General features: G+C 43.1%; 21 protein-coding genes and 1 tRNA gene. 11 read left to right on the top strand and 11 right to left on the bottom strand.

Annotated elements, in window-relative coordinates:
* Nucleotides 1–16: 16 nt before the first annotated feature.
* From ACZW67_RS04575 to ACZW67_RS04535, 9 genes are all read right to left on the bottom strand, one after another.
* Nucleotides 17–229 (bottom strand): hypothetical protein, encoded by a 213-nt coding sequence (locus ACZW67_RS04575; RefSeq protein ID WP_465182305.1) that lies wholly within the window; start codon nt 227–229, stop codon nt 17–19.
* Nucleotides 222–758 (bottom strand): hypothetical protein, encoded by a 537-nt coding sequence (locus tag ACZW67_RS04570; RefSeq protein WP_465182304.1) that lies wholly within the window; start codon nt 756–758, stop codon nt 222–224. Before ACZW67_RS04570 ends, ACZW67_RS04575 begins: the two co-directional genes overlap by 8 nt.
* Nucleotides 751–1002 carry a hypothetical protein gene (locus ACZW67_RS04565; protein WP_465182303.1) on the bottom strand — a complete coding sequence of 84 codons (252 nt, stop codon included), beginning with the start codon at nt 1000–1002 and terminating at the stop codon, nt 751–753. The genes ACZW67_RS04570 and ACZW67_RS04565 overlap by 8 nt, the downstream gene beginning before the upstream one ends.
* Nucleotides 995–1267 carry a hypothetical protein gene (locus ACZW67_RS04560; protein ID WP_465182302.1) on the bottom strand — a complete coding sequence of 91 codons (273 nt, stop codon included), beginning with the start codon at nt 1265–1267 and terminating at the stop codon, nt 995–997. Before ACZW67_RS04560 ends, ACZW67_RS04565 begins: the two co-directional genes overlap by 8 nt.
* Nucleotides 1264–1548: a helix-turn-helix domain-containing protein gene (locus ACZW67_RS04555; protein WP_350657392.1), complete on the bottom strand. Its 285-nt coding sequence runs from the start codon at nt 1546–1548 to the stop codon at nt 1264–1266. Before ACZW67_RS04555 ends, ACZW67_RS04560 begins: the two co-directional genes overlap by 4 nt.
* 1 nt (nt 1549) lies before the next feature.
* Entirely contained in the window at nt 1550–1852 is a 303-nt protein-coding gene (locus tag ACZW67_RS04550; protein WP_465182301.1) for a helix-turn-helix transcriptional regulator, read from the bottom strand.
* A gap of 125 nt (nt 1853–1977) precedes the next feature.
* Nucleotides 1978–2955: a hypothetical protein gene (locus ACZW67_RS04545; protein ID WP_465182300.1), complete on the bottom strand. Its 978-nt coding sequence runs from the start codon at nt 2953–2955 to the stop codon at nt 1978–1980.
* 188 nt (nt 2956–3143) lie between these two features.
* Entirely contained in the window at nt 3144–4607 is a 1464-nt protein-coding gene (locus ACZW67_RS04540) for a tyrosine-type recombinase/integrase (RefSeq protein ID WP_465182299.1), read from the bottom strand.
* Nucleotides 4608–4764: 157 nt separating this feature from the next.
* Nucleotides 4765–4841, bottom strand: a tRNA-Arg gene (locus ACZW67_RS04535).
* A gap of 413 nt (nt 4842–5254) precedes the next feature.
* Between ACZW67_RS04535 and ACZW67_RS04530 the strand changes: the two genes are divergently transcribed.
* The 5 genes from ACZW67_RS04530 to ACZW67_RS04510 all read left to right on the top strand — a co-directional run bounded on the left by ACZW67_RS04530 (nt 5255) and on the right by ACZW67_RS04510 (nt 9556).
* Nucleotides 5255–5920: a c-type cytochrome gene (locus ACZW67_RS04530; RefSeq protein WP_110923916.1), complete on the top strand. Its 666-nt coding sequence runs from the start codon at nt 5255–5257 to the stop codon at nt 5918–5920.
* 232 nt (nt 5921–6152) lie between these two features.
* Nucleotides 6153–7115, top strand: a complete 963-nt coding sequence (locus ACZW67_RS04525) for an ABC transporter ATP-binding protein (protein ID WP_465182298.1) — start codon at nt 6153–6155, stop codon at nt 7113–7115.
* 29 nt (nt 7116–7144) lie between these two features.
* Complete coding sequence (locus ACZW67_RS04520) at nt 7145–7918, top strand: ABC transporter permease (RefSeq protein WP_110923992.1); 774 nt, start codon at nt 7145–7147, stop codon at nt 7916–7918.
* A 275-nt stretch (nt 7919–8193) separates the two neighbouring features.
* Nucleotides 8194–9078, top strand: coding sequence for an NADPH-dependent 7-cyano-7-deazaguanine reductase QueF (gene queF / locus ACZW67_RS04515; RefSeq protein ID WP_465182297.1), 885 nt, complete (start codon nt 8194–8196; stop codon nt 9076–9078).
* A 76-nt stretch (nt 9079–9154) separates the two neighbouring features.
* A complete protein-coding gene (locus tag ACZW67_RS04510) occupies nt 9155–9556 on the top strand; it encodes a lysozyme inhibitor LprI family protein (RefSeq protein WP_465182296.1) in 402 nt (133 codons plus the stop codon).
* 88 nt (nt 9557–9644) lie between these two features.
* On the opposite strand, the gene ACZW67_RS04505 is transcribed toward ACZW67_RS04510, so the two are convergent.
* The gene (locus ACZW67_RS04505; protein ID WP_465182295.1) at nt 9645–11363 is read right to left on the bottom strand and encodes a proline--tRNA ligase; all 1719 of its coding nucleotides are present in this window, start codon (nt 11361–11363) and stop codon (nt 9645–9647) included.
* A gap of 583 nt (nt 11364–11946) precedes the next feature.
* Here ACZW67_RS04505 and ACZW67_RS04500 point away from each other — a divergent pair.
* On the top strand, nt 11947–12696 hold the full coding sequence (locus ACZW67_RS04500; protein WP_465182294.1) for a DUF4230 domain-containing protein: 750 nt from the start codon (nt 11947–11949) through the stop codon (nt 12694–12696).
* 23 nt (nt 12697–12719) lie between these two features.
* On the opposite strand, the gene ACZW67_RS04495 is transcribed toward ACZW67_RS04500, so the two are convergent.
* A complete protein-coding gene (locus ACZW67_RS04495) occupies nt 12720–14354 on the bottom strand; it encodes a cryptochrome/photolyase family protein (protein WP_465182293.1) in 1635 nt (544 codons plus the stop codon).
* A gap of 201 nt (nt 14355–14555) precedes the next feature.
* On the opposite strand from ACZW67_RS04495, the gene ACZW67_RS04490 reads away from it, so the two are divergent.
* The 5 genes from ACZW67_RS04490 (at nt 14556) to accD (ending at nt 19815) form a co-directional block, all read left to right on the top strand.
* Entirely contained in the window at nt 14556–15239 is a 684-nt protein-coding gene (locus tag ACZW67_RS04490) for a phosphoribosylanthranilate isomerase (RefSeq protein ID WP_465182292.1), read from the top strand.
* Between the two features lie 86 nt (nt 15240–15325).
* On the top strand, nt 15326–16600 hold the full coding sequence (gene trpB, locus ACZW67_RS04485) for a tryptophan synthase subunit beta (RefSeq protein WP_290162057.1): 1275 nt from the start codon (nt 15326–15328) through the stop codon (nt 16598–16600).
* An 83-nt stretch (nt 16601–16683) separates the two neighbouring features.
* Nucleotides 16684–17580 carry a hypothetical protein gene (locus ACZW67_RS04480; protein WP_465182291.1) on the top strand — a complete coding sequence of 299 codons (897 nt, stop codon included), beginning with the start codon at nt 16684–16686 and terminating at the stop codon, nt 17578–17580.
* Between the two features lie 17 nt (nt 17581–17597).
* Nucleotides 17598–18422 carry a tryptophan synthase subunit alpha gene (gene trpA / locus ACZW67_RS04475; protein WP_465182290.1) on the top strand — a complete coding sequence of 275 codons (825 nt, stop codon included), beginning with the start codon at nt 17598–17600 and terminating at the stop codon, nt 18420–18422.
* Nucleotides 18423–18906: 484 nt separating this feature from the next.
* Nucleotides 18907–19815, top strand: a complete 909-nt coding sequence (gene accD, locus ACZW67_RS04470; protein WP_465182314.1) for an acetyl-CoA carboxylase, carboxyltransferase subunit beta — start codon at nt 18907–18909, stop codon at nt 19813–19815.
* Nucleotides 19816–19922: the final 107 nt, after the last annotated feature.

The following is a 19922-nucleotide window of genomic DNA, read 5'->3' as shown; positions in this document are numbered from 1 at the left end:
TTTGGTGGGTAGCTTCTCACTGTGCTATCTCCTTGCCGTAACGAGTCAATGCTAAAGGTTTGTTGATGGACTCTGCTTGGTCAAGAAGTAGGGTTGCCGATACTTTGGTGCTGTCTTTATCGCTACTATTAGCAATAGACGGGCGCAGAGCAACATCACCAGCGTTGAATAAAGGCGAGGTTTGCGTTGGGGTTTGGGTGTTTGAGGTCGTACGGATTGAATTAGGCATGATTATGCCCTCCTTGCGTTGTTTTTTGAGTGAATGCCACGCTATACCATAAAGATATAGGGTGACGGGTCTTACTCTCGGTCACGCAAGCAACCGCCCTGCATATTCGCCTTTCGGCTCTTTTATTTTGCAGCGTCAACCCGTCATAGTAGATTAGCAAGTGATTTGCTATAGCTATGATGGTTTGCCCCCTTGATACGCTTAAATAAGCGTGTGGGGCTATGCTTGAGTAGATAGGGACAGCTTGAGAGGCTGCGCTATTATCAGGCACAAAAAAAGCCAATGAATAACGGTCTGGCTTACCGCTTGCGTGTTTTTTTAAGAGGTCTTTATAATAACCGTTGTTGCAAGCGGTTGCAATCGGTTTGCTATAGGGCGGTGTGCAAGCTATCAATGACAGTAGCAAGCCAATAGCTGTCACCCATGCCACGAAGATGATAAAGCTAGTCAGTAAGCCACGCTTGCCAGACTGTTTGTCGCTGTGCTGCCCGTGGTCGGCTTTTAGGTTGGTTTTGTTATCTTTACTCATGGTCTGCCGCCTCCGTTTGTGGTGCTGATAACATGCCGTCTAGCTGGTCGGCTATGTCCTCACTAATGGCGGCATTACTTGACAGCGCGATGATGACCGCCTGAATCACGCCACCTGATACCGCGCAATCTTCTTGCACCTCTTGCAATGCTAACGCTAAGTGGCTGGTATCAAGAGATAATAAAACTAGGCGCTCATTGATATGCTCTAAGTGATCGGCTGATACGGCTATTTGATTATTCATTGATCTTTACCTCACTTTGTGTGATTAACTCGCCCATGATGTCCGCGCTCATTTTGCTGGCATGTTCACTCTGAGCCAGTAATGCAGACCTAATAGCGACTATCACGCCCTTGCTGGCTGGGTCGGCTGTTTCAATCAGGTTCAAGGCATAGGCTAGATGCTCGCAATCATTCGATATGTCTTGTATGTAGTCGTCTACATGGCATAGCGTGTAAGTGTCCACTGCTACCAGTCGTGGCGCTAGAATGTCGTTGGGTTGGCTCATGGGGTCACCTCGCGATTAGATAATTGAGTTTCTAACAAAGTCGCTTGATCAAGCCAATAGACGGCAAACCACTTATTGTTATACTTCACCATTTCGCTTTGGATTAATAACCCTGACTCTCGCAAGTCGAATATGCGCTGCGCTAGACTGGTGATTTGATAAAGGCGGTAAGCGTCCCATGTGGTGATTGTTGCACCTGTCATTAGATGCGCTCTTACAATTTCTATTTGGGTTTTGGGGGCTTGCTCATTGGTCACTGGGGCAGTGGCTGTAGTCAACATATTAAACCCCCTCTTTTGCGTTAGTGGTGGCATTGTCGTCTGACGGTTGGGCATGACTGGCAAGCCAGCTATTAATTTTAGACAAGCGCCATAGACTCGCCCGTCCGATTTTTACGGGTGCTGGAAATTTGCCTTCATTAATTAGATGGTAGATATGCTTAGCACTAAAGCCAGTAATACCACGTGTGGCGGCTTTGGCGGTGACGGTGCGCTGTTGACCTGACTTTGCGATATAGGTCTTAGCGGTTCGCGCTGGATGGTTGGCAAGGTCTGCCATTCTTAGATGTTTATCTGCTAACTTCATGTTATTTCACCTCATAGCGGTTTAAGGAATGGGCGGTAATGCCCTGCTATGAAGTGAATGTTACGGGGTGGGGTATGGTGGTGGGCAATGGTACTTAGTTAAGGCGGTGGCATCTAGTCAAGGTGCTACCTTGTTTGATCCTGCTCTAGTTTATCAGTGTAAATAAAATCAATAACCTTAAGGGACTCCATAAGTGGCGGTGCTTTTAGCTTTCGCTCTAAGGGTGTTAAAAGAGTTCTCATTCTTTCCTTTAAATTACCATCTTTTAATTTCAAACTATTAGTTATCTTATTAAATTTGCCAGTATTGAACTGTGTGATAAACCCTATATCGGCAACTTGATAATACTCTTTCCATATCTCCATCGCTAAATGTAGTTCAGGGGGATATTGGTTTTTGTCCATTGCTTGCCAGTTATAAAAACGCTTGTCTACTTGGTCAGCTAACTGGTTTTTGAGCCTGTTTATATCTTGTTCTTGCTGTTTTATTTCATCATTGGCAGCTGACAGTGCTTCAATAAGCTGTTCGTAGGTCTTATCTTCGCCCGCTACTGTTGGCGTTCCCATTGCAAAGCTACCATTAGATTTTTCTGCTTCTAGCTCATTTACTTTTTCTTGTAGGCGCTGCAACTCAATAAGCATTTCGTTATCAACTAAAGAGGGTTTTACTTCTAAAGGGCGATATTCTCCTGCGCCAAAAAATACCGGATTAGTGAAGTCAACGATACCATTAGGAAGTACTTGTTCTATAGACTCTTTAAGCCAAAAATAATTTTTAAACTGGTTTTGAATTTCCATTACTTCAGTAGGCGCAATTTTTTTACCAGACTTTGGAAGTAATTTTTTTAAAAATATTTTTGCTTCATCAGCCTGTGGTTTATCTATTTGCTTAAAGTTAAAATCCTCAGGGTTATAAATAAAATAACGAATTTTTTCATGTAGTTTTAATCTCAATAAAGCCTCAACTGCGGTGATATAAGTTTCATTACTAGCATAAGTGTCATCGCTCTTGTCTTCATCAACAGCAATGATGTTAGAAACTAATCCCCAAAAAGAAATGTATTTCTTATCCTGCCTATCTTTTAACGTATCAAGCAATGCCATAATTCGCACCCTCACACCCCTAAAGCAAAAAAGGTGCAAGGCGCTGACAGCTAAGGGTGCAATTGCTGTCGTTCGGGTAATTAATCCTAGCCTTGCAATCGGTTATGACAGCGATTGACGCTATCAATATCGGCTTGCCAGCCCAATGCTGACGATGATTAGTAAAGCGATGTTGTTAAAAGGTGTTGTTAAAGCTGCTCGGCAAGTTTGGCCAGTACCTCTTGTGATACGCCTTGCGCCTGTAAGCTCTTTATCAGTATGTCTTTATCATGCAGCGCTATATCAGTCACTTGCTTATTGCGGCTATTCATTTCTTTAGCGAGTTCATCAGGGGTCAGTAAATCAAAGCTGATCATCTTGCCAGCCCGTAAGTCATCAAGATAGTTCGCCCAGCGGTGCATCATCATTTGGCGCTCGGCTAAATGCTCTGATAAGTCATAGCGTCTTCTCACGCTCGATTGCTCAAGATGGGCGAGTTGTATCTCTATCAAACTTTCAGAAAATTGCAGCTCATACAGCCCTGTGCTGGCAAGCTGCCTAAAGCCGTGACCTGTCATCTTGGAGTAGGGGTCACCTGTATAGCCCATGCGCTGTAGTGCCTGATTGAACCATGCTTCACTATAGGGCTTGTTTGACTCAAAGTTATAGAACACATAGCCTGTCTGCTCAGTCAGTAGGCGCATACGCTCAATGATCGCCATCGCTTGCGGTGATAGCGGGATAATATGATCTTGGCGCATCTTCATTTTGGCGGCTGGAATACGCCACACGCTTTTATGATAATCAATCTCTGACCATTCAAAGTGTCTTAGCTCTTTAGTACGCACAAAGCACAGTGTCATAAGCTGTAACCCTGCTACGGTCTGCTCATGGGCGTTTGGGTGATTGTTAATATATTGGTCAATATTGCGCAGTAGGTCGGGGAATTGGTGCTGCTCTACCGCCTTCATGCGTTCGGCTTTATGCGGTCTGAGTGCCTTATTGCGTCCAATAGCAAGGTTGATAATGTCATAGCCCAGCGTATTGATAGCGTACTCAAAGATTGAGCTAATCAGCCCCATGCACTTATGCGCGGTTTCTGAGGTGTGTTTGCCTTGCTGCTCAAAGCTCGCTTGAATGGCAAGCCCTGTCTTAATAATGTCTTGCGCGGTGATCGCCCCAATAGGGTATGAGCCTAAATGTTTTAAGATATGATTGTCTAAAAACCCTTGCAGCTTTTGCACGTTCTTAGTGGTGGTCTTAGATTTTTCATCGATATAACTTTTGGCGATGGCTTTGAATAAGTCCTTTTGCTCAAAGTTATTCTTCTCGATGCTCTTATAAGCGGTGGGGTCGATACCATCAGCCAGTAATGCTTTTGCCTTGTCGCGCTCAATACGCGCTTGCTTTAGCGATACTTGCGGCTTGAATGAGGCATCAATGGCTTGTTTTGATGATTTATAGATACCGATTTGATAGGTTTTTTGTTTCGGCTTAATGTCTTTATCTGATTGATAACGGTATGACATTTGCCAAAATAATGAGCCGTTGGGGTGCTGTATCAGATATAGGCTATTGCCATCGCTATGACGAGCGACTTTATCGGGCGCTGGCTGCTTGGCGATAGACTTAACGCCATTATCAGTTAATAGATAGTCTTTTCTCTTATTCATGCCAGCCCCAAAGATGTTAAATGTTTTAACAACAAATTTAACAACATTCTATAGGTGATACTAGGTAATGACAAGTTATATCAAAAGACATAAAGCGACTAATATAAAGGGGTTTAGAGGTTTCTGGTAATGCTGAGGAAGGGTGAAATACGATGATTGGTGCGCTCGGCGGGAATCGAACCCACGACCCTCGGCTTCGGAGACCGATACTCTATCCAACTGAGCTACGAGCGCATAATATACTGAACCAACGACTCTATTCACGGACACTCAATGAATAAATACTGCGCTAACCAACACAACATATCAATCAATAGTATGAATAATCAGTCGTATTACTAAGTATCGAATAAGTGTCGAAAAATAAAGACCGCTTAGTCTAACAAATAAAAACCATAAAGCCAATAAATGACGGTAGCGATTGATGTTTTTTAAGAAAAAACAAGATAGTCATTAAACAGGCATGGCAATTTACCTGTCTTTTCCCTTATAATGTCATGGAGAATTCATATTTATAATCACCGATTACAAGTGTGCTGGCACGCGGGATGGCTGTTTGCTATTGATGACCAAAGGTTATCAAAGGAGGATAGACAGAATGTCTGAGCTGTGCAGGCCTTTGTATACGTAATAAGAGAACGTGACGAATGAGAAAAGTAGTTATGTTATCGGCAGCTGCCATTCTAGGAATCGCTAGTATCGCGGTGAGCCAAGCTGAAAGTGTTGTAGAAACTCCTGCAACTGTCTCTGCTGTAGCAGACACACAGGAAGTCGTAGAAAACGCGCCTGAGCAGTCAGGCGATGATGCCCAAGCTGCTGCAGATACAACAGATGGCGCAGCTCCTGCTGATGAAGCCGCACCTGTAGATGGTGAAGCTGCCGAAGAAACAGCCGCTGCAGCACCTGCTGCTGTTGAAGAGCCGATTCCACAAGATACGCCACAAGTGCAAAAACTGATTGCACTATATCCTAACCTGATTGCTCGTATTCACCCTGTTGCTACCGTCTGCTTCGAAGATGATGAAGTCTGTGATGTAACGGCACGTGTTGCTGGCCCAGCACCTGGTGATGGACCTCGCGATGGTAAAGCTGTATACAATGCCGTATGTCATACTTGTCATGCAGCGGGCTTGCTAGGCTCTCCTGTCTTTGCTGATGCCGGCGCTTGGGGACCACGCATAGCAAAAGGTACAGATACGCTATATACCCATGCTATCAATGGTTTCAACGCAATGCCTGCCAAAGGTGGTGCGGATATCCCTGATGAAGAAGTTCAAAATGCCGTAGACTATATGGTTGAAGCAGCAAGCTAATCTGTCCCAAGTGTTTTGCTAAGCTTTTACGATAGATATCTATAAAGCGCCTATCTCATTCAATGGGATAGGCGCTTTTTTCATCATCAATATTATCAATATGAGACTTCAGCTGCACTGTAGTTGAAATTCGTCAATAGTAGCCTCATCTTATGACTTTACAGCATCTATTCTAGCTATTCGTCGTCTCAAAATATTTTTATATACATTTATAACAAACAAAGAGGTCTTCATGTCAGAAGTACCAGCACTTACGATAAAAAACTTATCCAAAACTTATGATAACGGGTTTTCGGCTCTAAAAGGAGTCGATCTAACTGTGCCACAAGGTGGATTTTTTGCATTATTGGGTCCCAATGGTGCAGGTAAATCAACCATGATTGGTATCATCAGTTCGCTGTTTAAGCCGACCACAGGCAGCGTACATATTTTCGGTACTGACTTGTTGGAAAACCCTTCTGTCGCAAAGCAGTACCTCGGTATCGTGCCACAAGAGTTTAATTTTAATATGTTCGAAAAAGTCGAAGATATTTTGATTACACAAGCGGGATACTTTGGTATTCCTGCCAAAGAAGCCAAGCCACGAGCGAAACGACTACTGACAGCACTTGGTCTGTGGGATAAGCGTGATAGTAAATCGCGTGAGCTATCAGGTGGTATGAAACGCCGTTTGATGATTGCACGCGCATTGATTCATAAGCCAAAATTATTGATTTTGGATGAGCCAACGGCTGGGGTCGATATTGAGCTACGTCGCTCTATGTGGGAGTTCATGCAGCAGATTAATATCGAAGAAAAAACCACGATTATTCTGACCACTCACTATTTAGAAGAAGCCGAGCAACTGTGCAAGCGCATTGCTATCTTAGATCATGGTGAGATTCGTATTAATACGGAAATGAAAGATTTGTTGGCGCAGCTCTCGGTGGAAACATTCGTCTTTGATTTGGAAGTACCCGTTACTAGTCAATTGGTTTTGACAGGTGTGACAGGAATAACCCAGCCGGATGATCAGACACTTGAAGTGACCTTGACGGAAGGTGAGTCGATGAATAACGTCTTCGCCCAGTTGTCAGAGCAAGGAATCACTGTGGGAAGCATGCGTAACAAGGCCAATCGATTAGAAGAGCTGTTTATGCGATTGGTAGACAAAAATATTCAAAGTGAAGACAGCATGAAGGAGGCGGGATTGTGAGTCAAGAAATGATAGATCCTAATAAAACCATGTCATGGAGCAAAAAGTGGATTGCTTTTCGCACTATCTTATTGAAAGAAGTTCGCCGGATTTTGCGTATTTGGCCACAGACATTGCTGCCACCAGTCATTACCATGAGTCTCTATTTTGTCATCTTCGGTAAAATGATTGGCTCGCGTGTGGGTGAGATGGGCGGTGTGCCATACATGCAGTTCATCGTGCCTGGCCTGATTATGATGTCGATTATTACCAACAGTTATTCAAACGTCGTCTCGAGCTTTTTTAGTGCCAAATTCACCTCTAGTATTGAGGAGCTGTTGGTTTCGCCAGTATCCAAACATGCGATTCTGATGGGGTATATCAGCGGTGGTATTTTCCGTGGACTGGCTATTGGGGTTATTGTCTCAATCGTTGCGCTATTCTTTACTGACCTCGGTATTGAGCATGTGTTCGTGACCATATTTACGGTACTGGGCACCTCTATCTTGTTTTCGCTTGGCGGCTTTATTAATGCCGTGTTTGCTCGCTCATTTGATGATATTTCTATCATTCCAAGCTTTGTATTGACGCCGCTTACCTATCTTGGTGGTGTATTTTATTCGATGGAAAATTTGTCACCATTTTGGCAAAATATTTCATTATTGAACCCTATTGTTTATATGGTCAATTCATTCCGTTACGGTATCCTTGGCTATTCTGATGTGAATGTCTGGTACTCGATGGCTGCTATTTTTGTTTTCTGTGCGATATTCTATACTATCGCCTATCGCTTACTCAGTAATGGCTCACGTGTACGCTTGTAGCTAAGATTGTCATAAACAAACCGTTTTACTATAAAAGCCTAACGTTGTTAGGCTTTTATAGTAAAAATTTAGCGATATTTTTAGGTAATAATGCTTAGATAGTAATTTGGCGCTTTTACTAATTAAGCATTTTGGGCATTAGCATATTGCTATAGTCAGAGGTTAGTTTTTTAGTGAGCAGGTTATTAGCTAAATTGGTCATCAGCTGACCAGTTATTACTGTAAAATAACCTGTTTGTAATATTGAATATATTCTACAGTTTTGAAGGTGATTTATGAGTATCCACGGTATTTTAGGTGAGCAAACTACGGACTATCCAACTGAGTATAGCCCAGAGACGCTATATCCTATCGCTCGAAGCATGGGGCGTAATGTGATTGGCTGGCAAGATGATAAATTAACGGTTGGCGTTGATTGGTGGCAGGCATTTGAGATGTCTTGGTTGAATACGCAAGGTATTTCGCAAGTGGCCATCGCGCGCTTTGCGATTCCTGCTAGCTCACCGTTTATCGTGGAATCAAAGTCGTTGAAATTATATCTAAACAGTATTAATTTTACCGAATTTCCCAGTTGGTCAGCGGTGCAGACGCTGATTGCCAAAGATTTATCGGCTTGTGTACAAGCAGAAGTCACTGTTGAGTTATTTGGCTTAGATGATGAGCAAGGCAATAAGCAGTCGGGATTATTAATTGCGCAGCCTGAAGGTTTTTGTATTGATGATGCCTTGGCAAACAGCAGTGAGAAAATTGCATTGTGTGAGCATCCTGATGCATCACTGCTGCGTGATAATGGAGCAGAAACGAGTAGCGAGAGCGTGATAAGTGGCAGCACTCAACCTTATACTTTTTATTCTAATTTGCTGCGTAGTAACTGTCCGGTGACCAATCAGCCAGACTGGGGAACGTTGGCCGTATCGATTACGACGGATAAGCCCGTTAATGCGGCTAATGTACTGCGTTATATTTTAAGTTTCCGTCAGCATAATGGCTTTCATGAGCAATGTGTCGAGCAGATATTTGCTGATCTGAGTCGATATTATGAACCAAGTGCCTTGATGGTTCGCGCATGGTACACCCGCCGAGGTGGTATCGATATCAATCCTTGCCGTGTCAGTGATATAAATCTACTACCACAGCCAAGCCGTTTAATTCGACAGTAAATAAATATCGATGTTATGAGTCACGGTTACACCCTATAATAAATCAACTTTATTCATCTAAGGTAAGGATACCAGTATGAAATTTACAACTTATGCTATAACGGTAGTGGGTGTAGCTGTGCTATCTCTGTCTACGATGTTATCAGCACAAGCGGCATCCGCCGAAAGTGAGTACACTTGTGAAGATGCCTATATGGAAGTGGCTTATGACTGTGGTAAAGATGCGGTCCAAGTTGAAAAAAATAGGCTTAACAAAATATACATGACTGCGTATCGTACCTTATCACCTACCCAAAAGCAGCAGCTTGATAAAGAACAGATAGCATGGCTAAAAGCTCGCAGCGAGCAGTGTGACTTTGAGCATGACGGCCCCATGAATAACACCGTGGTATATGCCATGATTAATTCTGATGTTTGCACCGCTAACGAGACACAGAAACGTAGCAAGGTGATTGCTAAAAGATATAATATTAAGTAGTTTTTTTTAGCTAAATCACACGCGAAAAAAGCGCCTATCTCATTGAATGAAATAGGCGCTTTTTATGGCACAGTTTTTAAGACTAAAACTATTTATCGCTTACTTTTGCCATGACTTCTTCACGGCTTAGCATTTGCTTTTCTGCTTCACGGCGATTGACGTATTCGTACTTGCCTTCAGCCAAGTTACGATCTGAAACCACGATACGATGTGGAATACCAATCAATTCCAGATCAGCAAATTTAACGCCTGGACGCTCGTTACGATCATCTAGCAACACGTTAACGCCTTGCGCTTTTAATTCTTCATACAACGCTGTGGCAGTCTGCATGACGGTCTCTTCTTTTGATTTCATCGGTATGATAGCGACTTCAAAAGGAGCGATTGAATCATTAACCGTTGGCGTGGTTGGCCACATGATACCGTTTTCATCGTTGTTCTGCTCGATAGCAGCAGCGATGATACGGCTCACACCAATACCATAGCAACCCATCATTAGCGTGACTGGTTTGCCATCTTCACCAGAAACGCGGCAATTCATGGCTTGCGAGTATTTATCACCCAACTGGAAAATGTGACCGACTTCGATACCACGTTTGATTTTTAGCGTACCTTTACCATCAGGAGATGGATCGCCTTCTTGCACGTTGCGAACATCGACGATACGTGTGATACGTGTATCACGAGCCCAGTTCATACCGATGGTATGTTTGTTCACTTCATTGGCACCGCATACAAAGTCTGACAACGTAGCTGCAGAACGATCGACAAAGACTGGCATGTCTAGGTCAACACCGATATAGCCTTTGTGCAAACCAGCCGCTTTTAGCTCTTCATCAGAAGCTAATGTCAGTGGCACATTGGCCTCTTCAATTTTTTCAGCTTTGATAGTATTAAGCTGATGATCACCGCGCAACACGACAGCAATCAGTTGTGGCTCATCATCTTCGGTATGACCGTGGACGATTAAGGTTTTGACCGTATTCTCTAACGGTACATCTAGATGCTCAGCTACCATTTTACAGCTGGTCATATCTTCTGTTAAGACGTCTTCGCGCTCCATTTTTGGCGGTTGACGCTCAGCAGTGCTTACCGATTCAGCCAGCTCAACGTTAGCCGCATAATCAGAAGAATCTGAGAACGCGATATCGTCTTCACCACTGTCTGCCAATACATGGAACTCATGAGAAGCAAAACCACCGATAGAACCTGTATCCGCTTGTACTGCACGGAAATCTAAACCCAAACGGGTAAAGATGCGTGTATAAGCGTCATACATATCATGATACGTTTTGGCCAATGAGGCTTGGTCAACGTGGAATGAATACGCATCTTTCATCGTAAATTCGCGCGCGCGCATCACACCAAAGCGTGGACGAATCTCGTCACGGAATTTGTTTTGAATTTGGAAGAAAGTAATCGGTAGTTGTTTATAACTACGTAGCTCACCTTGGGCAAGATTGGTAATGACTTCTTCATGCGTTGGCCCAAGCACAAAATCACGATCATGACGGTCTTTGAAGCGTAATAGCTCAGGACCATAATCGTCAAAACGTCCGGTCGTTTGCCAAAGTTCAGCAGGCTGAGTCATCGGCATGAGCACCTCTTGTGCACCGACATTCTGCATCTCTTCACGAACAATGCGCTCGACTTTTTGCAAGATGCGTAGCCCCATGGGCAGCCAAATATATAACCCAGAAGCAATCTTTCGGATAAGACCTGCACGCACCATCAATTGGCTTGAGGCGATGTCGGCATCACTTGGGGTTTCTTTTAGTGTGGCAAATAAAAATTGACTGGCTTTCATAAATAAAGCGTAACCTTATCAACGATAAAAAATAAGAAGAAATAGTAGGATGTTGAGCGTATGGCTAATCGTTTCATGGCCGCCGCAAGCTTACCTTTATAACTTAGCAATAAGCTAGAATATTAGCTAATAATGAGTAACTAATCCCTAGCGACTAAAATGCTCATAAAGAGCATCTTAGTAAAACCGCTCTAATAATATAGAAGAGGGGAAATCTTGATTGATGCATCAGTATGCTGAAATACAAAATATTCAGGTTAAAAGCCTGATAAATACTTTGATACTGACATTTTATTCATACAATCTGACTATGTTAGGTAAAGTTTGCCCAAGACGCAATGACTTTCTGTTTTTTAAGACCGAACATTGCATAAAGGTAGCGATGAGGTTGTTATAACTCGATTATTTACCAGTTTTGAGCCTATTTTTAGCAAGTCTTGACGAATTTTTTGACTAGCAACGCATCAGTAATTATGTAGGGTATTAGTAGCTATTACTTGAAGTTACTCCGCGTACATAGCATTTATATTTTATATACCAATCTGCCAGATGCTTCATACGACAAAACTTTGAGGATACTTAGATGAATAGTCCTGATAATCGATCTTCTATTAATGCTAATAAGACCAATCCACAAGGCAAAAAACCCATCGCAACGATGTCGTGGATTGTGTTGCTTATCGGTTTAATAGCTATCGTTTTTGCGATTTATAGTGTTCAAAACAGTACCAAAGAAGCGCCAATAGAAACCATCACTCGTGAAGGCGTGGTTACTCAAATCCAAAACCTAAATCGTTTAGAAACGGTATCGTTTAGTGTCGATACCGTTATCACCAGCCAGCGTGGTGGTAGTTGGCAAAAACTGTGGCAAGACGAGCAAAAAGGACTGTTCATCGCGCATGGACGTGTCGAGGCAGGGGTTGATCTGAGTGCATTGACGCCTGAGATGGTACGAGTGGTTCAGCCTATTGCTTCTGATGTAAACGGCGAGCAAACATCGGAAGCTAACACGACGGCATCGACCATGCCACAAATTAATATCACCTTGCCACCATCAGAGATATTCTCAGTGTATTTAGATGATATTGAGATTTATGATTGGCAGACTGGTGCGTTTGGTATGATGCAAGTCGATCCAAAGATATTTGATCAAGCGCAGAGCATGGCCAAAAAAGAAGTCCTAGAGCGTGCCTGCCGCGGTGATGTAATGACGATGGCTCTACAAAATGCGCAGACGCAGTTGCAGCAACTGTTTGCCCTGACAGGTGCGGTCGTTACGGTGACCACACAAGGTGCAGGTGCATGTCAGTTTCCATCGGTTACGAATGGCTAATCTACTGTTTATTTTCCCTCAAATTAGCCTTCTTTCTTAAACTCAGCAATGGTTAATAGGCGTGCTGCTTTATGCTCAACCATCGGTACAGGGTAGTCAATATCGGCGAAGTCTCCTTTTTTACTGAGTGCTTTACGCATTTTCTCTTCTGAGTGCAGGATAGTAGCAGGTATGTCTTTTAGCTCAGGTAGCCAAGTCTTAATAAACTCGCCCTTTGTGTCATGGGTTTTGGCTTGGCTAAAGGGATTCATAATACGGAAGTAGGGCGCTGAGTCAGTGCCCGTAGAAGCGCTCCATTGCCAGCCGCCATTGTTAGACGCAAAATCACCATCTATCAGCTGCTGCATAAAGTATCGCTCGCCCCAGCGCCAGTCAATCAGTAAGTCTTTGGTCAAAAACATCGCTGTAACCATCCGTAGGCGATTGTGCATAAACCCCGTTGCATTTAGACAGCGCATCGCGGCATCAACCAACGGTACACCTGTCATGCCTTTGCACCATGCATCAAAGTCATCAGTGTTGTATGACCAATTAATCTTAGTATCGATCTCATGCTTGTACGCTTGATGGCGAATCAGCTCTGGCTTATAGTCCAAGACATGACGATAAAAATCGCGCCATGCTAGCTCGCTTATCCAGCGATTGATGTCGTTGTTGTCGCTGTCGTTACCATGCAATTTTTCTTGAGCTTTATTTGCCTGTAGGTAGCACAGTCTGGGGCTGATTGTGCCAATAGTGAGATAAGCGGATAGCTGGCTGGTCGCATGCAAGCTAGGCACGTCACGACTCACATCATAATTATTGATATCCTCAGCGATAAAGTCCTCTAAACGCTGGCAAGCTGCTGTTTCGCCAGCAGGATAGTCATTACGAGCATTTTCAAGTTGGGTGCTTATATCTTTATTGGCATTAGTTTCATTACTGTTTAACTGTTTTTGATAGTCGTTGACCATGTTTGTACTGAGATTTTTTATCTCTTTTACTGTGTTTGCACATTCTTCGGCTAATTTTAGAGTCATGCTATTATTCGAATGTATAGCTGGTGCTTGATGCATCTGTATATCACTCACCTCCAAGGTATGCCGCCATTTTTTATAAAACGGCGTAAATACTTGGTACATGCTGTCGCCATCGTTGGTCGTAATCGTTTGTGGTGGCAAGATACATTGGTCATGCCAGCGTACAAACTCAATATCGCTTGTTGCCAGTTGCTCAGTTAATTGTTCATCACGATCGATTTCGTTACCTTCGTACTCATGGTTGGCCATGATAGCGCTGATATGATTGGCACTACAGATATCTACTAGCGCGTCAATAGAGTCAGAAAAGTTTGGGCTAACTTGTACTGTTAAGGTGATGTTTAACTGTTCTTTCAGTTTTTTTGCGAGGATAGGCAAGGTACGGGCGATGTGATCGACTTGTACAAGCGATGTATCATGCGCTTGCCACTGCTCAGGAGTGAGAAAGAATATGGCACTGACTCGTGCATTATCTTCGTTTGCCCGTTCACAAATCGCAGCCAAGGCAGTATTATCATGAACTCGTAGGTCACGACGAAACCACATCAAGTAATGTGGCGGATTTGCACTAGTTGCCTTACCACTATCACTGTCGTTGCAGTCAGTTGGATTGGCCGTTGCCGATGCAGTCTTAGACATTCAAGTATTCCTGTATTAATCAATCGCAATCATAAACAAAACTGGGAATAAAAGTATGCTAGGATAAGTTTTTGGATGCAATGGCTTTGCTGTTTGATTAACAAAACCTCATCACATATAACGATTTACCTTTAGCTTGAAACTATCTGATGCCGTTATAATCGGTGTCATATTTAGTATCATGAAATGCAAGGTCACAAAATGCACGTCAAGTTCTGCGGTTTTACTCAGCTTAGTGATATACAGACTGCGACACAGTTAGGTGTTGATGCAGTCGGCTTGGTGTTTTATCCGCCCAGTCCGCGTGCCGTGACGCTAGCGCAAGCCCAGATATTAAGTACTGCCTTGCCTGCTTTTGTGAGCGTGGTGGCGTTGGTGGTCAATATGCCTCAAGATGAGTTGGTCGAGCTGGCAGACACTGTGCCTTTTGATATCATACAATTCCACGGTGATGAAAGTCCTGAGCGATGTCAGCAGCTGGCAAGTATGGTCAATAAACGCTGGATTAAAGCGTTGCGCGTCAATGCTGATACGGACAGTGCTGCTAGCGTGCGCGCTCAGATTGATGAGTTTGCCAAAGCAGGAGCGAGCAGTATCTTATTAGACGCTTACCATCAGCATAAATATGGTGGTACTGGCGCGCGCTTTGATTGGAGTCTCATACCGCAAGACAGCTCGCTACCAATTATCTTAGCGGGTGGACTGGATGCCGAAAATATCGCGGCGACTTTAGAGCTGCCTATTTATGCAGTCGATGTCAGTGGCGGTATTGAGATAGATAAAGGTAAAAAAGATCCTGCAAAAATGCGCGCCTTTATGAAAGCGGTAAAACGCGACCGATGGCAAAACGCGACGCCTAGCGAACCTTCGAACACAAGTAGCTAGTTTTATATCAGCTCAACAGCTCGTTACTTAAACCATTTCTCCCTGATTTATTCTAAAAAATACCACTTATTACAGTAGGAATTACCATGAGTCATGTCGATAACAATAATTTATCTGCTACCGCACAAGCTATCAATACCTTTACCAATCCAGCGGACGTACAGGATTTTAATCAATACCCTGATGCCCGTGGACATTTTGGCGTACATGGCGGTCGCTTTGTCTCTGAAACGTTGATGGCCGCCCTAGAAGAGCTAGAGGCGCTATACACCAAAGTCAAAGCCGATCCTGCATTCTGGGAAGAGTATCACAATGATTTGGTCAATTATGTCGGTCGCCCAACGCCGCTTTATCATGCCAAGCGCTTGAGTGATGAGATTGGTGGTGCGCAGATTTATTTTAAACGTGAAGATTTAAACCATACTGGCGCACACAAGGTCAATAACACCATCGGACAAGCACTGCTTGCCAAGATGTGTGGCAAGAAACGTATCATCGCTGAGACTGGTGCAGGACAGCATGGCGTAGCGACGGCGACGATAGCCGCCCGTTTAGGACTAGAGTGTATCGTTTACATGGGTGCGGACGATGTCGAACGCCAAAAAATGAACGTCTATCGTATGCGCTTGCTTGGTGCGACAGTTGTGCCGGTGACTTCGGGTTCACGTACGCTCAAAGACGCGATGAACGAAGCCATGCGCGACTGGGTCACCAACGTCGATAGCACGTACTACATCATCGGTACGGTTGCAGGCCCGCACCCTTATCCGCTACTGGTTCGTGATTTCCAAGCAATCATTGGTAAAGAAGCCCGCATCCAGCATCTAGAAAAAACAGGCAAATTACCAGATGCACTGGTTGCTTGTGTCGGTGGTGGTTCAAACGCGATTGGTTTGTTCTTTGACTTCCTAAATGATACTGAGGTCAAAATGTACGGCGTCGAAGCAACCGGTGATGGCATCGAAACCGGTCGCCACTCAGCACCACTAGCGGCTGGTCGTATCGGCGTGCTACATGGCAACCGTACTTACTTAATGGCAGATGATGATGGTCAAATCCAAGAGACGCATTCTATCTCAGCGGGTCTTGATTATCCTGGTGTTGGCCCTGAGCATAGCTTCTTAAAAGACATGAAGCGTGTTGAATATGTCGGCTGTACGGACAAAGAGTCGTTAGAAGGTTTCCATGAAGCCACGCGCAAAGAAGGCATCATTCCTGCGCTTGAGTCTGCCCATGCTGTCGCTTATGCATTGAAACTGGCTAAAACCATGACCCCTGATCAGACGATTATCGTTAATATGTCAGGTCGCGGTGATAAGGATTTGCATTCAGTGATGAAGGCGGAAGGGATTGAGTTGTAAAAAGACTGAAACTCCTATTTGCAAATCAAATTTAATCACGGTTTTATCTGTAGTATTGACTCATCTGCTACTAGGAAATAAAGATGCAAGATTTTTTGAATCTAAACTCTGCCTTGGCATTAATATTAGCTATCTTGGGTCTTGTATTCCTTATAAGAAAAATAGACATTAGTGATTTTCTCGATTTATTTTTCCTAAGAGATCGTAGTAATCACATAGATTATGAGTATTTCTTAGGTGAATACAAAGATATAAGAGATAAAGTTGAAAATCTTGAAGGCTTATCTGGTAGCGTTGATATAGATAAAGAAATAGAAGTTTTGATAAAAAACTACTATAACTCACCTGAAAAGTTAGATTCTATATTCAATAGTGCTATTGAAAGTAAGTTTGAAGAGAGTTTTGGGAAGTATTATGCAAATTTCAATAGGCAAGATTTCATAGATTCTGAGCTATTAAAATATCAAAATAATATTTCAGAAACAGATAATAGGAAGTTGTTAGAAATACAAAGTCAGGAGTACGGGTCGGCATTTAGCTTAAGAAATAAAATGATCAACCTATTTTCTTTCTCTGTATTTGCTATGATACTTTCGTTTTTTCTTTTGATTTTTCTGAAAGGTGATGTTTTTTCAATAGAAAAATACATAGTAGTCATAAGTTTATTCTTAAGCTTAGGTTTCTTTGTTGTATATATTATTAAGTCATCTAATAGTAGAACTTCCACGCTCATGTCTATATATGAAAACCAAAGAAATTATCAAAATATGATGCACTTTGTTTCTAGGCTGAAAGTCGAAAACGGAGTAACTGATAATGATTTAGAAGTCATAAGAATGATGCTAGTAAACTATAGTGGGAGAGAAAAGAAAGTATCACATCCTTATGAAATAATACTTAAAGGTCTTACCAACTCAAATATTCAATTTAGCGGTGGAAAGATGTCAGTTGAAAAGAACTCAGAAACCAAAGAAGATTAAAACTTACAGGAATTTTTATGACCAGAATTGAAAGCACTTTTGAAACCTTAAAAGCACAAAATAAAAAAGCCCTGATTCCTTATGTAATGGCAGGCGATCCCAATCCAGCGACCACTGTAGGTCTATTGCACGACTTAGTGAAGCATGGTGCGGACATGATTGAAGTCGGCCTACCGTTTTCTGATCCAATGGCAGATGGCCCTGTGGTTGCGTTGGCAGGCGAACGCGCATTAGCAGCAGGGACGAGTACTCGTGATGCACTAAAAATGGTCGAAGAGTTTCGTCAAACAGACACGCAGACGCCAATTATCCTGATGGGTTATCTCAATCCAGTTGAAATCATTGGTTATGATAACTTCGTGGCGCTATGTGAGCAGTCGGGCGTTGACGGTATCTTGATGGTTGATTTGCCACCAGCGGAGGCGGGCAGCTTCACGCAGCATTTAACCGATCATTCGATGAATGAGATTTTCTTATTATCGCCGACGACTTTGCCCGAGCGCCGTGAGCAAGTATTGACGCATTGTGGTGGTTATATCTATTACGTGTCATTGAAAGGTGTAACAGGTTCGGCCACGCTCGATACTGACGCTGTTGCGACTCAAGTCAAAGCCATCAAAGCTGAGACGGATTTGCCGGTATGTGTCGGTTTTGGTATCCGTGATGGTGCCTCTGCCAAAGCGATTGGTACTCATGCAGATGGTGTCATTGTTGGCAGTGCATTGGTACAAAACTTTGCTGATATAGATGCTAATGATGCCGATGCTGTTGCAGCTGCTCAGCAACGAATCATGGTAAAAATGGACGAGTTACGTGGTGCGCTTGATAGCTTGAGTGCCTGAGTTAAGCAACGTTAAGTTTTCGTCATTTAAGTTTTTGTTATAGTGATAGGGCGTATCCTCAATCTGAACCGTAAACGTTGAATGGGCTAAAAATGGCTAAATATTTGCTAAACTTTGTCAAGTAGCTTGTTAATATCTCGATATTATCTGTACTACTTTCCTTGTTTAGCTGCTATTTAACTCATTTTTACCACCATTTTCAAAATGATGACACGCCCAATAGCGTTATTTATAAACAGTAGCGTTTATAAATAACAATGTTTATAAAGACACTATCAAATGACTTTGCTAAAGTTAGTTTACGTGTGTAAACTAACATCACACATAAATTGTTACAGTTTCGCGTAGGCGTGCCTTATAACTGCTCATGTTATGACTGTATGTGACTTTTAAATTTACTCTTAGGGACAAGTGAATGAGCCAGCTTGTCGATAAGCCTTTGATAATGGCGAATAATATGACTGATACGATAACAAAACCTGATATGACTACTTCTAATAATGCTGAGCCTAACAATAACGTTGCTGGGCAATCTTGGTTTAATCGCCCGATACCAGGCGTTAAGCAGCAATTGACTGCACCATTAAGCGCGGTAGAGACTGAACCATCAACTAAATGCAGTAACTGTCATTCGATGATTACCAATACATCGCTGATTTTTAACAGTTATGTGTGCCCGCATTGCGATCATCATTTACCGATGAGTGCTCGCGAGCGTTTAAACTGGCTACTTGATCAGGTCAACGGTGAACTCGGACAAGAATTCGTTGCCAAAGACCCGCTGCGTTTTGTGGATAGCAAGCCTTATCCTGCACGTATGGCTGAAGCACAAGAAAAAACAGGTGAGAGCGAAGCACTAATTGTGCTGTATGGCAAGCTGCGCAATCTCGATGTGGTCACTTGTGCGTTTGATTTCCGCTTTATGGGTGGCTCTATGGGGTCAGTCGTTGGAGATCGTTTCGTGCAAGCTGCCGAAAAAGCGCTAAAAGATAAAGTACCTTTAGTATGTTTCGCTGCTTCTGGTGGCGCACGTATGCAAGAAGGCCTGTTGTCATTGATGCAAATGGCACGAACGGCTGCTGCGATTGAGCGTTTGAGAATTGCTGGTATTCCGTATATTGTTGTCTTGACCAACCCTGTCTATGGTGGTGTGACCGCATCACTTGCTATGCTTGGTGACATTCATTTAGCTGAACCAAAGGCGATGATTGGCTTTGCGGGCAAGCGTGTGATTGAGCAGACGGTACGTGAGACACTAGAAGAACCGTTCCAGCGTGCAGAGTTCTTATTAGAGCACGGCGTGGTAGATGAAGTGGTGCATCGCCATCAGATGATTGAAACGATCTATCGCTTGTTGGCAAAGTTAAGCCGCATGCCTAACGTTGATGCTTAATACATTGTAGATGCTTCCTTCCAAATAAGCAGGTGGTTGGTATAACTGCCTAGTAGCGTGCTACTATCTCTAAAATATGCAGAACTCCCTAATAGCATTTATCGTCA

It is taken from the genome of Psychrobacter sp. TPE 89C, from assembly GCF_055522395.1.
The sequence above is the reverse complement of the archived record's forward strand: the minus strand, read 5'-3'. Positions and strand labels throughout refer to the sequence as shown.